This window comes from Pseudomonas rhizophila, from assembly GCF_003033885.1.
In the GTDB taxonomy this organism is placed as follows: Bacteria; Pseudomonadota; Gammaproteobacteria; order Pseudomonadales; family Pseudomonadaceae; genus Aquipseudomonas; species Aquipseudomonas rhizophila.
This window is the reverse complement of the sequence record NZ_CP024081.1, coordinates 3,388,956-3,401,015: the sequence shown is the minus strand read 5'-3', so window position 1 is coordinate 3,401,015 and position 12,060 is coordinate 3,388,956. Positions and strand designations below refer to the sequence as shown.

Genomic DNA, 12,060 nt, shown 5'->3' with positions numbered 1-12,060 from the left:
GGCGCCGAATCGAGGTGATTTTGTCCAATATCCGTGAAGTAGCCCGGCTGGCCGGAGTTTCGGTGGCCACGGTTTCCAGAACGCTGAAATCTCCCGAACGGGTGCTGCCCCAGACTCGCGACAAGGTTAACGCGGCGGTGGAACAGGCCGGTTATCGGCCCAACCTGATGGCCGTGCAGTTTCGCTCCCGGAGAACCGGCAACCTGGTGATTCTGGTCCCGACCATCGCCAACACCTTTTTCGCCCGGGTCATCAGCGGGGCCCAGCAGGCTGCGCAGGTGGCCGGTTATCGACTGCTGTTGTGCGACACCCAGGGTCAGGAAGAGATCGAGCGCGAATTTGCCGCCCTCGTCTACGCGCACCAAGCCGACGGGGTGATCCAGTTGCGCGCGAGCAACCCTTTCGAATCGCTTCCCGCGGGCGCCGAATCCTTGCCGCTGGTCAACGCCTGCGAAGTGGTCAAAGGCGCCCCCTACCCGACCATCAGCCTCGACAACCGGGCCGCCGCCCAGGCCATGACCGAACACCTGATCGGGCTCGGCCACCGGCGCATCGGCATCATCAAAGGGCCCCGAAGCAGTCCCCTGACCCTGGACCGCGTAGCCGGTTATCAGGATGCACTGCACCAAGCCGGTATCGCCGCAAACCCTGGCCTGATCTGTCACGGCGACTTCACGTTGAAGGCCGGTTACGACGGGGCCGGCGCGATGCTGGAGCTGGCCGAGCGCCCCAGCGCGCTGTTTTGTGAAAACGACGAGATGGCCATTGGCGCGCTCAAGCGCATCAAGCAAATGGGGTTGCGGGTGCCCGAGGACATTTCACTGGTGGGTTTTGATGACATTCCTTTCGCCGCCTACTGTGATCCGCCGCTGACCACTCTCTCACAACCTGCCGAAACCTTCGGCCAGCGGGCGGTGCAAATGCTGATCGCCCTGATCGAGAAAACACCGCTTGCCGAACGGCATGTCGTGCTGCCGTTCGAGTTGACCGTGCGCGGCAGCAGCGCTGCGCCAGGCCCGGCGTTTAACAAAGATGCTTGAAAAAAACGACGCCCGTCACCTTTTGATGCGCTATTGACTCGCCACCTGCCGGTCCGTTTCGACTACAGTGGCACTACTCTGCATAAAGCCATAACAAGACGGAGAGTTTCCCATGCGAGTCAACAAGCGCTTCACCCTTCTGGCCGCCGCGGCAGCACTGGTGGTCACGACCACAGCCCAGGCAGCACCGGTGTACATCAACATCCTGACGGGGGGCACCAGCGGGGTTTATTACCCGATCGGGGTCGGCCTGTCGCAGATTTACAGCAACGGGATCGAAGGCTCCAAGACGTCGGTACAGGCCACCAAGGCCTCGGTGGAAAACCTCAACCTGCTGCAGGCCGGTCGCGGTGAGCTGGCGCTGGCGCTGGGCGACTCGGTGGCGGACGCCAAGAACGGCGTGGAAGATGCCGGTTTCAAAGCCCCTCTGACCAAACTGCGGGCCATCGCCGGCGCCTACCCCAACTACATCCAGATCGTTGCCAGCCAGGAGTCGGGCATCAAGACCCTGGCCGACCTCAAGGGTAAATCCATCTCCGTGGGGGCGGCCAAATCCGGTACCGAGCTCAATGCGCGGGCCATCCTCAAGGCCGCAGGGTTGAGCTACAGCGACATGAAGGTCCAGTACCTGCCGTTCGCCGAATCGGTAGACCTGATCAAGAACCGCCAACTGGATGCCACGCTCCAGTCCTCCGGGCTTGGGATGGCGGCCATTCGTGACCTGGCCTCGACCATGGCGCTCAACTACGTGTCGATCCCGGCAGACGTGGTGGCGAAGATCGGCAACCCGGCCTACCAGAGCGCAAATATCCCGGCCAATACCTACGACGGCCAGGCCGAAGCCGTGCCGACCGTGGCCATCACCAACATCCTGGTTACCCGCGCTGACGTCTCGGACGAGGTGGCCTACCAGATGACCAAGCTGATGTTCGATAACCTCACCCGCCTGGGCAACGCCCATTCGGCGGCCAAGGACATCAAGCTGGAAAATGCCGCGAAGAACCTGCCTATCCCGCTGCATCCCGGTGCCGAGCGCTACTACAAGGAAGTCGGCGCGCTGTAGACCGACCCGGTGCAGCGGCGATGATCGCCGTTGCACCCTCCTGGTTCGCACCTTCGATGTAGACAAGAGGCTTTCAGTTAATGAGTGAAATTCAGCACGGTCTTCCCTCCGACCCACGAGACTGGCCCAAGACGCTGTTCTACGTGGCCCTGCTGTTTTCTGTATTCCAGATCATCACCGCCGCCTTCTCCCCCATTTCCAGCCAGGTGCTGCGTGCCGTGCACGTGGGTTTCCTGTTGTGGGTGGTGTTCCTCAGTTACCCCGCCTATGGCGCAAGCCGCCCCTGGCAGCCCCTGGCATGGCTGTTATCCCTGGCCGGCGTGGCGACGGCGGTGTATCAGTGGGTGTTCGAAGCCGACCTGATCCAGCGCTCCGGTGACCTGACGTCCACGGACCTCATCATCGGTATCATTTTGATCGTGCTGGTGTTCGAAGCGGCCCGACGGGTGATGGGGATTGCCCTGCCGCTGATTTGCGGGCTGTTCCTGGCCTATGGGCTGTTCGGAGAATACCTGCCAGGCGACCTGGCCCATCGCGGTTACGGCTTCGATCAGATCGTCAATCAATTATCCTTCGGCACCGAAGGCCTGTACGGCACGCCCACCTACGTATCGGCCACCTACATTTTCCTGTTCATTCTGTTCGGTTCCTTTCTTGAAAAGGCCGGAATGATCAAGCTGTTCACCGACTTTGCCATGGGCCTGTTCGGCCACAAGCTCGGCGGCCCGGCCAAAGTGGCGGTTGCCTCCTCTGCCTTGATGGGCACCATTACCGGTTCGGGCATCGCCAACGTGGTGACCACCGGGCAATTCACCATCCCGCTGATGAAACGCTTCGGCTACAAGGCCGCGTTTGCCGGCGGCGTGGAAGCCACCTCGAGCATGGGCAGTCAGTTGATGCCGCCGATCATGGGCGCCGTGGCGTTCATCATGGCCGAGACCATCAACGTGCCATTTGTTGAAATCGCCAAAGCGGCGTTGATTCCCGCGTGCCTGTACTTCGGCTCGGTGTTCTGGATGGTTCACCTGGAAGCCAAGCGCTCCAACCTCAAGGGCTTGCCCAAAGACCAATGCCCCAGCGCGCTGGGCGCCGTCAAAGAAAACTGGTACCTGCTGATCCCACTCGCCGTGCTGATCTACCTGCTGTTCTCCGGTCGCACGCCGCTCTTTTCCGGCATGGTCGGACTGGCACTCACCGCCATCGTGATTCTCGGTTCGGCGATCATTTTGCGGGTGTCGAGCTTTGCAATGCGCTGCGCTTTCTGGATCGCCCTGGGCATCTTGTGCGTGGGCTTTTTCCAGTTAGGCATTGGCGTCATATTCGCGGTGATCGCGGTGTTGGTGGCGATCTGCTGGTTCATCAAAGGCGCGCGGGAAACCCTGACGGTTTGCCTGCACGCACTGGTGGACGGCGCACGACATGCGGTGCCGGTGGGGATTGCCTGCGCCCTGGTAGGGATCATCATCGGCGTGGTGTCGTTGACCGGTGTGGCGTCAACCTTCGCCGGCTACATCCTGGCCATCGGCAAGGACAACCTGCTGCTGTCGCTGATCCTGACCATGCTCACCTGCCTGGTACTGGGCATGGGCATTCCGACCATTCCCAATTACATCATCACCAGTTCGATCGCCGCGCCCGCCCTGCTGGAACTGGGCGTGCCACTGATCGTGTCGCACATGTTCGTGTTCTATTTCGGCATCCTCGCCGACCTGACGCCACCGGTCGCGCTGGCCTGCTTCGCCGCTGCGCCCATTGCCAGGGAAACGGGGCTGAAAATCAGCTTCTGGGCGGTGCGCATCGCCCTTGCCGGTTTCGTCATTCCATTCATGGCGGTCTATAACCCGGCGCTGATGCTCCAGGGCGACAGCCTATGGATGACTGCTTACATGCTGATCAAGACGATGCTCGCGGTCGGGCTGTGGGGCATGGCGTCCACCGGCTACCTGCAACAGAAAATGCCGATCTGGGAACGCCTGATGTGCTTTGCCGCCGGGGCTTTGCTGGTCGTGGCGCTGCCGCTGACCGATGAGATCGGCTTCGTGCTGGGGGCTCTGCTGATCTTTCAACACGTATGGCGCTCGCGGCGCACCGGACGGGCCTTGGCGTGATCGGTTTGTGCCTGGGCCTGGCCGGTGCGGTCTGGGCCCAGCTTCCTGTCACGGATTTCACCCTGGCGTGGAATCACACCATCGAGAAAATCCGCTGGGAGGAAGATTACCGCGTGACTGAACAAGGCCTGGTTCTGGGCGAAGCCAGGGTCAAGGGCAACGGCGCCGGCATGGAAGTTCCGGACGGTGCCCGGTTGAAAAACGGCAGCTGGCACTATCAGCGCCAGTTGCCGCCCCTGCAACCGCTGAAACTGGGGCGAACACCCGAAGCGGGTGATTACCAGTTGTGCGTCGACGGGGCTTGCCAGCCGATGAGCCATTGGCTCGGACCGCCCAAGGCAAGTCAGCCAACGGTGGAGTTGTGGAGTTGCGGATAACCAGGTCCCCTGGTCCAAACAGAACTCTGTGGCGAGGTTTTTTTGTGGGAGCAAGCCTTGCTCCCACAACTGCCCCCCTCACCACAATCAAACCCAGGGCCTGAAGGTCAGTCACTCAGGCAAACGTCGCCCCACGGGTATTCACAAACAGTGCATACAACGAGTGGCTGCCGGCCATGAACAGGCGATTACCCTCCCGTCCGCCGAAGCAGACGTTAGGGCAACGCTCCGGCAGGGAGATGTGGCCGATAGCCTTGCCCTCGGGGTTGAACACTCGCACACCGTCGAGCTTTTCCAGGTCGGCCTTGGGATCGCCATTACCGCCCCACCCGCACCAGAGGTTGCCACTCTCGTCGCATTTGAGCCCATCGATGGCCGCGTAATCCAAGCCTTCGATGTGCTTGCGCCGTTCGCCCAGGGTGCCATCGTCCTTGACCGTGATCGCCCACACCAGGCGGTTCGGCTTGGCCCGGCCTTCGACCACGTAGAGGATCTTCTCGTCTGGCGAAAAGCACAGGCCGTTGGGCCCTGCCATGTCGTCGATCACTCGCGTGACCTTGCCGGTTTCACCGTCGATGCGATACACCGCGTGGGGCTGGGCAGGGGCGACTTTATGCCCTTCGTAATTGTTGCCGGTCTGGAACGGTGGATCGGTGAACCAGACAGAACCGTCGCGCTTGCAGACGATGTCGTTGGGCGAGTTGAAAGGCTTGCCCTCGAAACTGTCCGCCAGCACGGTGATGGTGCCGTTGTGCTCGGTGCGGGTGACGCGCCGGCCTTCAGTCGACGTGGTGGAGCCTTCGCAGACCAGCAAGCGCCCTTGGCGATCGCGGCACAGGCCGTTGGAAAAGTTGGAGTTCTCGCGGTAAACCGACAGGCTGTCGGTGACTTCATCCCAGCGCATGATGCGGTTGTTGGGAATGTCACTGACCAGCAAATAACGACCGTCGCCCACCCACACCGGCCCTTCCGCCCAGCGCAGGCCGCTGGCGAGCTTTTCAACACTGGCGTTGAACAGCCGCAGGTCCATGAAGCTGGGGTCGAGGATCTTGATCAGCGGGTCAGGGTAGCGCTGGCTCAAGGGTTCTGCCTGAGTCAGCCCGGGCAGGTTGCCCAGGGTTGCGGCGGCGGCCGAAACCACCAAGGATTTTTTCAGGAATACCCGGCGGCCCTGATGGGCAGTCGTTGCAGGTTGCGAAGCATCCATCGTGCGTCTCCGTTAATTATTATTGGACGGCGACGACAGTTTTACTCCGTGATAGGACATCGTACAAGTATGCGCTCTGCCCTGTGCAAGAAAAAATTCAGCTGGCGTGGAGCGGGATCCGTACGGTGAAGGTGGTGCCCGATCTGGCCTTGGAATGAACCTCGATAGTGCCCTTATGGGCGGATACGATGGCGGACGCGATGTGCAGGCCCAGCCCGAGCCCAGCCGCAGAGCCATACTGCATATCACCGCTGCGCAATTGCCGGACCATCGGGTTGAAGATGCTGGCAATGGCGTCCTTCTCGATAAGCTTGCCCTGGTTGTTGATGGCAATCACCGCCGTATCCTCTTCGGTACTCAATGAAACAGTAATCGGCGCACCCTCGCTGCCATGCTGGACGGCATTGCCAATCAGGTTGGCGAACACTTGCTCCATACGCGCCTGGTCAAACAGGCCTTCAAGGGCGCCCGTCGTTTCAAAGATGATTCTGCTTTCCGGATGATAGGCCCGCGCCTCTTCCACCATGCCCTCGCAGGCCGCTACCAGGTCACCGTTGAAGCGCTGCACCGGAATGCCCGCCCCCAGTTGGGTACGGGTAAAGTCCAGCAGATCGCCGACAATCTTGTTGGCCCGTTTGACGCTGGTGTAGATGCGCGAAGAGATCTTGGTGGCTTTGGCGGGCAGGTCGCCTGCCCGCAGCAGCACTTCGGAACTCAGCAGGATCGCGCCCAGGGGGCTGCGCAGGTCATGCCCCAAAATCCCGAGGAAGATATTGCGACCCGCATCGACGGCGCCCGAATAGCTGACCACGGACTCCGCCAGGGCCTGGTCTACGGCCTCGTTGAAGCGGATCACGTCGGACACCACTTGCTCGTGGTCCAGTTGGGTCTGCGGCATCCAGAGCATCAGCACGCTGGTGCGCAGCGCCCGGTATTCCGAAACCATCTGCTCCACCGTAAACCCCGAGGACTGGCGAATGACCGCATGGGTTTCGGCTGCAGTTTCAGCCTCTGCCGCCGGCGCATCGCCCTGGGACTTGGCGATCTGCTCCTTGACGGTTTGCGAAGTGCGCAGGTCAGCGGCAATGGTGCGCAGCATCTGCTCGGCGTGATCGCGCAGAGCCACCGAATCCATGCCATGGGAGGCGGGTGTGATGGTTTTGGCGAAGTCTTCCCACGCCTGAAGAATCGGCTCGATATTGTCGAGGATGAAATCAGCCAGGCGCATGGGTTGCTCCGCACAAAGGGATTATCGAGGGTCAGTGACGCAACAACGCATGGGCTGCCGGCCTCGGTTCCATTGTTGTACAGCAAACCGAGGGGGCTTTGTGATTCATCGTGGCGCGCGCGCAGCTGACGCCACACCGCGTAGGCGCTTGAATGAACAGCCTTGCGCCAAAATAGGGCACTTGTCTCTTGCAACGCTATACGGTACAAATCCCTTTTGATGTTGTACGACAACCCATAACTATATTAGCCGTTCCGAAGCGTCTTGCTTCGGCGGCCTCCCTTTGAGACCCCCTGCCATGACCCGCTCCACGGCTGTACCTGACACCCCCACTCCGCTCCCTCGGCACCTCGCCGTGCTGGTTCTGCTGTGCATGGGATGTGCCTTCGCCGGCAACCATGTCGCTGCCAGGGCAGCATTTGATGACGGTGCCGGGGTCTTGCTGGCGATCCTGCTGCGCTCGGGCGGCACCTTGCTGGTGCTGGCCGCAATGGTGCTCTGGCAACGCCAGAACCTGCGCCTGCCGCAGGGGGTCTGGCGCTGGCAATTGGCTCTGGGGCTGTTGATTGCCGCCCAGAGTCTGTGCCTGTATTCCGCCGTGGCTCGGGTGCCGGTCGCCCTGGCGCTGTTGGTGGGCAATGTCTTTCCGATCCTCTTGGCGTTGCTGACCTGGGCACTCGGCGGGCCACGTCCGACCGCGCGCACTGCCGCGTTGATGGGCATGATTCTGGTTGGCCTGGTGTTCGTGCTGGAAGTACCGGCCCGGCTGTCGTCGCAAGAAAGCGTCGGCCCGCAATGGTTGCTCGGCGTGGGCCTGGCCTTCTGTGCCGCCTGCGTGTTCGCCTGCGCGCTATGGATCACCGATCACAAACTGTCCCAGGTGCGCGGTTCGGTCCGCAGCCTGCTGACCATTTTCATCGTGTTCAGCAGCGTCAACCTCGCCGGCCTGACCGGCGCCCTTCCCGGTGGCTTCGACCTGCCGGCCAGCAGCACCGGCTGGTTTGCCCTGGCGACCCTGGTGGTGCTCTATGGCACCGGGTTTATCGTGCTATTCATTTCCGTGCCCCGCCTGGACATGCCGCGCAACGCCCCGGTGATGAACATCGAACCGCTGGCGACCCTGCTGATAGGCTGGCTGGTGCTGGACCAGATGCTCAACCCGGGCCAGGTGATTGGCGGCGCGATTGTGGTCACCGGCATCGTGTTGCTGACTTATCGCAAGGTCGAGCGCATCAAAGCGCCGGTTGCCGAAGCCGCTGGACGCAGCTGAAACACATCAGCATCCATCGTCGCTGTGTGGGAGCAAAAGCTGCTCCCACACACGCTTCAGGCCGGCCGACGCACCGCCCTCACCTTCGCGCTATTGCCACCGCCGCAAAAGAACCGCTCGCCGCCGTCTGACTCAAGCCCCGACACGCCAATCCCCGGCGGCATGGTCACGCTTTCCAGCACTTCTGCGGTTTGCGGGTCGATGCGCCGCAGATCGCTTTCATCGTTTTCCCAGGTGCCGTGCCAGAGTTCGCCGTCGACCCAGGTCACGCCCGTGACGAAGCGGTTGGATTCGAGGGTGCGCAGGATCTTGCCAGTGGAGGGATCGATCTGGAGGATTTTGCGCGCCTTGTACTGGCCGACCCAGAGTGATCCTTCGGCCCAGGCCAGTCCTGAATCATCACCACTATTGGGCGCCGCAATGGTCGCCAGTACCTGGCCGTTGCGCGGGTCGATCTTGCGAATGGTGTCTCCGGCGATCTGGAACAGGTGTTCACCGTCAAAAGCCGTTCCGGCGTTTGCCGGAACGTCCAGCGAACGCAACGTCTGGCCGCTGGCCGGATCGAGGGCATGCAGCTTGTCGCCGGAAGCGAACCAGACGAGCTCGCCGTCATGACTGACACCATGCACGCAATCGACGCCGGGAAAAGGGCCGTATTCACGCAGGATCTGCGCATCTGAACGTTTCATCTTGCAAGCCTCCTCGTTGGGGTGTGACTGCATCCTAACCATCGGGCAGCAGCGCGGTGAGTAACAATACCGTCGTGAATCCGGGCAGCGGTGGCGCCAGCCAGCGACAGGCCCGCCCACGCCCGACCGACTGCACCTTGCCCGACGCGGCCAGCGTATCGAGGGCCCGTTGCACGGTGCGCTGGCTGGCATCCAGGGCCAGCGCCAGGGCGGAACTGGACCAGGATTGGCCATCGGCCAGCAACGCCAGCACTGCGGCGTGGGGCTCTTCTACAGGACGCGCCAGCACCACCACTTCGCCCTCCCTGCGCGGCACCAGGGCAAACCCACGCGGGGTCGCCGTCACCTCGGCCAGCGGGCGCAGCGCCACGCGCAAGCGCCCGACTTCAACACGCAGTCGGGCGCGATGGGAATCATCCGTCAGTTTCAAGCCAAAGGCCTGGGCAACGAGGGTTTCCCTGGACACATCGGCAGGCCAGGCTTGAGCCAATTGCCTGGCGAGGGTGAACAACACCGGGCGCCTGGCAAGAGAGATCCGCAGGCTCGCCCTGTTCACGCCATTGCGACATGCGTCCACCACCAACGCGTCGCTGGACAGGAGTGCTTCAACCTCCTCAAGGGTCAGCAAGCGCTCCTCGCCCCCTGCAATCAGACGCGCCGCCGGAGCCTGCAGGACGCGCCAGGCGCTTTCGACTTCGGCAGTCAGCGCGCCAATGCCGGCTTGTCGCGCAGCCTGGGTGGCACGTTCAAGTGCCGCCCGTGCGGTTTTCGTTCGTAACCGCCGCATGGCGATGCCCGCCACCACCAGTTCGCAAGCGGCTCTGGACGGCGGTGGAAGACAGCCCGGGTCAAGGTCAACCAGCCTCGCCTCGGCCTCGTCGAGATGGCCTAGCAGCAGTAAGCGGCGGATTTCGATTGAGCGTGCGTGGGCGACGTTCGTCCGGTCGCCCTGGCGTTCAAGCACCGCCCGCGCAGCCTCCAGGCGCTTCACCGGCCAAGCCAGATCACGGGACGCCAGGGCGATCTCCCCTTCGGCCACCACGCACCGCGCCTGTGCCACGGCCTCCCGGGGCCCGAAGGCCCGAGCCGCCCGCCGCATCAGCACCCTGGCCCGCTCCAGCTCGCCCAACTGCGCCATGGCAATGCCGCGAAGCGCCAAGGCCGGCGCATCGTCACGCAGGGAAACGCGATTGAGCGCGGCCACCGGATCCCCCGCCGCCAGTGCTCGTGCTGCGGCGCTGATCAACGCATCCGATGCCATCGTCCGGTTTCCCTCGCCACAGGTTTGGGTGTCGCGGTCAGAGACGGATTTCCCCCGCCGGCAGCACATCGATCCGCGACACCGCGCTGCTCAGGCGTCCCAGCCGGTTGTTGTGGTTGGCAATGATCTGCTCGGCCGCCATGCTGCCGTTGTCCACGGTGGAATGGGCGTCCGCGGCCAGCACCACGTCGTAACCCAGGGCATGGGCCTGACGTACGGTGGCGTTGACGCAATAGTCGGTTTGCAACCCGCAGATCACCACGCGATCAATCATCCGCGCTTGCAGCAGCGACAGCAGATCGGTCTGGTAGAAGGCGTCCGGCGTGGTCTTGCGTACTCGCAAGTCATCCGGTGCGGTCAACAGGCCGTCGGCCAGTTGCCAGGCGCTGGAACCATAAGTCAGCGCCCCCTCCAGCTCTTCGTGCTGGATCAGGATCACCGGCAAGCCGACGGCCCTGGCCCTGGCGCTGAGCTCGTTGATTGTCCGGATCATGCGTGGGCTGTCGAAACACTCCTCTTGGCCGCTGCACAGCGCGCTCTGGACATCGATGATCAGCAATGCGGTGTTCATGACGTTCCTCTTCAAAACGTGTTGGATCCCGACAACAGATTAACAACCTGGCGATCATTCCCTGTCGCGGATCGCGTCAAAACACTAGGCAGTATGGCCCGGTTTGCGTAGTACGCCTGTTCGCCGTCGCTTGGGTGACGCAAAAGCCAGGTTTGGGATAGGCTCGTGCGGCTCATCCCCCACCGCACAAGGACATTGCCGATGACGCTACGAATCGAACGTACGGACACCCCCACCGCAGAAGACCGCGAGGCGATCCTCGTCCCGCTGCGCGCCTACAACACGGCCAAGACCGGCGGGACGGTGCCTGAGTTGGTCGCCTGGCTGGTGCGCGACGAACACAGCGGCGAAACCGTGGGCGGGCTCTACGGTCGAGTGTTCTTTCAATGGTTTTATATCGAGTTGCTGGTGGTGCCGGAACAGGCCCGTGGCCAGGGCACTGGTTCGACGTTGATGCAGATGGCCGAAGACTTTGCCCGAGAGAAAAACTGCGTGGGCATGTGGCTGGACACCTTCGACTTCCAGGCGCCCGCGTTCTACAGGCAACTGGGCTTCACGGAAATCGGCCAGATCGACGATTACCCGCCGGGCCACCAGCGCTTCTTCTTCCAGAAGCGCCTGAGCCAGACCGAGTGAAATACAGGCTCTTGTGGACTTACTCGCGATAGCGGTGGGTCAACTGCGGTGATGTGGGCTGTGCCGGCCTCATCGCGAGCAGGCTCGCTCCCATATGGGTTGCGAGTGTTCACAGGATCTGCAAACGACACAAAAACCTGTGGGAGCGAGCCTGCTCGCGATAGCAGTGCAAGTGGTCTACAGACAAGTCGCCAACGCCGCCAACCGACGCTTGGCAACAAAGTCGTCATGCCGGGCGTAGTAGTTCAGCGCCGTGCCGGAAGCGCTGGTTTGCAGATCCACAAACGACTCGGCCGAGCGGGTGTACACGGTCATGCCACCCGTCTTGCCGGGTTGCAGATAGGCACCGGCATCGACGCCAAACACAGCTTCGTCCTGCCAGGAAAACTGCACGCACTCGGCCACCACCTGCTGCGGCTTGTCCGAAGTCAATGTCTTATAGGGTGCTTGAGTACGGGCCTGGTTCATCGCCGAACCCGCGCAGCCAACCAGCAACGTTGCGGCCACGGCCACCATCAGCATTCGCATTGCGTTCACTCATAGAGAAAAAAACCGACTGTAGCACTGCGGCCTGGGCCTTCATGCTGCTTTACTGAAATTTATACGCGAC

12 protein-coding genes are annotated in these 12,060 nt (G+C 62.2%); 6 read left to right on the top strand and 6 right to left on the bottom strand.

The genetic code is table 11. From position 1 onward, the window contains the following. The first annotated feature begins 20 nt into the window (after window positions 1-20). The 4 genes from CRX69_RS15875 to CRX69_RS15860 all read left to right on the top strand — a co-directional run bounded on the left by CRX69_RS15875 (window position 21) and on the right by CRX69_RS15860 (window position 4,588). On the top strand, window positions 21-1,040 hold the full coding sequence (locus CRX69_RS15875; protein ID WP_107323264.1) for a LacI family DNA-binding transcriptional regulator: 1,020 nt from the start codon (window positions 21-23) through the stop codon (window positions 1,038-1,040). A 112-nt stretch (window positions 1,041-1,152) separates the two neighbouring features. Next, window positions 1,153-2,103, top strand: a complete 951-nt coding sequence (locus CRX69_RS15870; RefSeq protein ID WP_047227696.1) for a TAXI family TRAP transporter solute-binding subunit — start codon at window positions 1,153-1,155, stop codon at window positions 2,101-2,103. Window positions 2,104-2,183: 80 nt separating this feature from the next. After that, window positions 2,184-4,211: a TRAP transporter permease gene (locus CRX69_RS15865; protein WP_107322310.1), complete on the top strand. Its 2,028-nt coding sequence runs from the start codon at window positions 2,184-2,186 to the stop codon at window positions 4,209-4,211. Continuing rightward, on the top strand, window positions 4,208-4,588 hold the full coding sequence (locus CRX69_RS15860) for a DUF1850 domain-containing protein (RefSeq protein WP_107322309.1): 381 nt from the start codon (window positions 4,208-4,210) through the stop codon (window positions 4,586-4,588). The genes CRX69_RS15865 and CRX69_RS15860 overlap by 4 nt, the downstream gene beginning before the upstream one ends. Before the next feature lie 115 nt (window positions 4,589-4,703). Here CRX69_RS15860 and CRX69_RS15855 read toward each other — a convergent pair whose 3' ends face one another. Beyond that, window positions 4,704-5,795 carry an SMP-30/gluconolactonase/LRE family protein gene (locus tag CRX69_RS15855; protein WP_047227698.1) on the bottom strand — a complete coding sequence of 364 codons (1,092 nt, stop codon included), beginning with the start codon at window positions 5,793-5,795 and terminating at the stop codon, window positions 4,704-4,706. Window positions 5,796-5,892: 97 nt separating this feature from the next. Next, window positions 5,893-7,023, bottom strand: a complete 1,131-nt coding sequence (locus CRX69_RS15850) for a sensor histidine kinase (protein WP_107322308.1) — start codon at window positions 7,021-7,023, stop codon at window positions 5,893-5,895. A gap of 298 nt (window positions 7,024-7,321) precedes the next feature. Here CRX69_RS15850 and CRX69_RS15845 point away from each other — a divergent pair, with 298 nt between their 5' ends. Continuing rightward, complete coding sequence (locus CRX69_RS15845; protein WP_107322307.1) at window positions 7,322-8,293, top strand: EamA family transporter; 972 nt, start codon at window positions 7,322-7,324, stop codon at window positions 8,291-8,293. A 56-nt stretch (window positions 8,294-8,349) separates the two neighbouring features. Here the strand turns inward: CRX69_RS15845 and CRX69_RS15840 are convergent, their stop codons facing one another. The 3 genes from CRX69_RS15840 to CRX69_RS15830 are packed head-to-tail and all read right to left on the bottom strand — an operon-like array spanning window position 8,350 to window position 10,814. After that, the gene (locus CRX69_RS15840) at window positions 8,350-8,982 is read right to left on the bottom strand and encodes a Vgb family protein (RefSeq protein WP_107322306.1); all 633 of its coding nucleotides are present in this window, start codon (window positions 8,980-8,982) and stop codon (window positions 8,350-8,352) included. A gap of 34 nt (window positions 8,983-9,016) precedes the next feature. After that, complete coding sequence (locus CRX69_RS15835; protein WP_107322305.1) at window positions 9,017-10,243, bottom strand: helix-turn-helix domain-containing protein; 1,227 nt, start codon at window positions 10,241-10,243, stop codon at window positions 9,017-9,019. Window positions 10,244-10,280: 37 nt separating this feature from the next. Further along, window positions 10,281-10,814, bottom strand: coding sequence for a cysteine hydrolase family protein (locus tag CRX69_RS15830; RefSeq protein WP_047227703.1), 534 nt, complete (start codon window positions 10,812-10,814; stop codon window positions 10,281-10,283). A gap of 201 nt (window positions 10,815-11,015) precedes the next feature. Between CRX69_RS15830 and CRX69_RS15825 the strand changes: the two genes are divergently transcribed. Further along, entirely contained in the window at window positions 11,016-11,450 is a 435-nt protein-coding gene (locus tag CRX69_RS15825; protein WP_076385461.1) for a GNAT family N-acetyltransferase, read from the top strand. A 177-nt stretch (window positions 11,451-11,627) separates the two neighbouring features. Here CRX69_RS15825 and CRX69_RS15820 read toward each other — a convergent pair whose 3' ends face one another. Then, a complete protein-coding gene (locus CRX69_RS15820) occupies window positions 11,628-11,978 on the bottom strand; it encodes a hypothetical protein (RefSeq protein ID WP_047227705.1) in 351 nt (116 codons plus the stop codon). Window positions 11,979-12,060 lie beyond the last annotated feature (82 nt).

Bases quoted from the DNA above. Each gene is read 5' to 3' on its own strand.
- CRX69_RS15870 (WP_047227696.1), top strand. From the start codon at position 1,153: ATGCGAGTCAACAAGCGCTTCACCCTTCTGGCCGCCGCGGCAGCACTG.
- CRX69_RS15865 (WP_107322310.1), top strand. From the start codon at position 2,184: ATGAGTGAAATTCAGCACGGTCTTCCCTCCGACCCACGAGACTGGCCC.
- CRX69_RS15855 (WP_047227698.1), bottom strand. From the start codon at position 5,795: ATGGATGCTTCGCAACCTGCAACGACTGCCCATCAGGGCCGCCGGGTA.
- CRX69_RS15850 (WP_107322308.1), bottom strand. From the start codon at position 7,023: ATGCGCCTGGCTGATTTCATCCTCGACAATATCGAGCCGATTCTTCAG.
- CRX69_RS15845 (WP_107322307.1), top strand. From the start codon at position 7,322: ATGACCCGCTCCACGGCTGTACCTGACACCCCCACTCCGCTCCCTCGG.
- CRX69_RS15840 (WP_107322306.1), bottom strand. From the start codon at position 8,982: ATGAAACGTTCAGATGCGCAGATCCTGCGTGAATACGGCCCTTTTCCC.
- CRX69_RS15835 (WP_107322305.1), bottom strand. From the start codon at position 10,243: ATGGCATCGGATGCGTTGATCAGCGCCGCAGCACGAGCACTGGCGGCG.
- CRX69_RS15830 (WP_047227703.1), bottom strand. From the start codon at position 10,814: ATGAACACCGCATTGCTGATCATCGATGTCCAGAGCGCGCTGTGCAGC.
- CRX69_RS15825 (WP_076385461.1), top strand. From the start codon at position 11,016: ATGACGCTACGAATCGAACGTACGGACACCCCCACCGCAGAAGACCGC.
- CRX69_RS15820 (WP_047227705.1), bottom strand. From the start codon at position 11,978: ATGCGAATGCTGATGGTGGCCGTGGCCGCAACGTTGCTGGTTGGCTGC.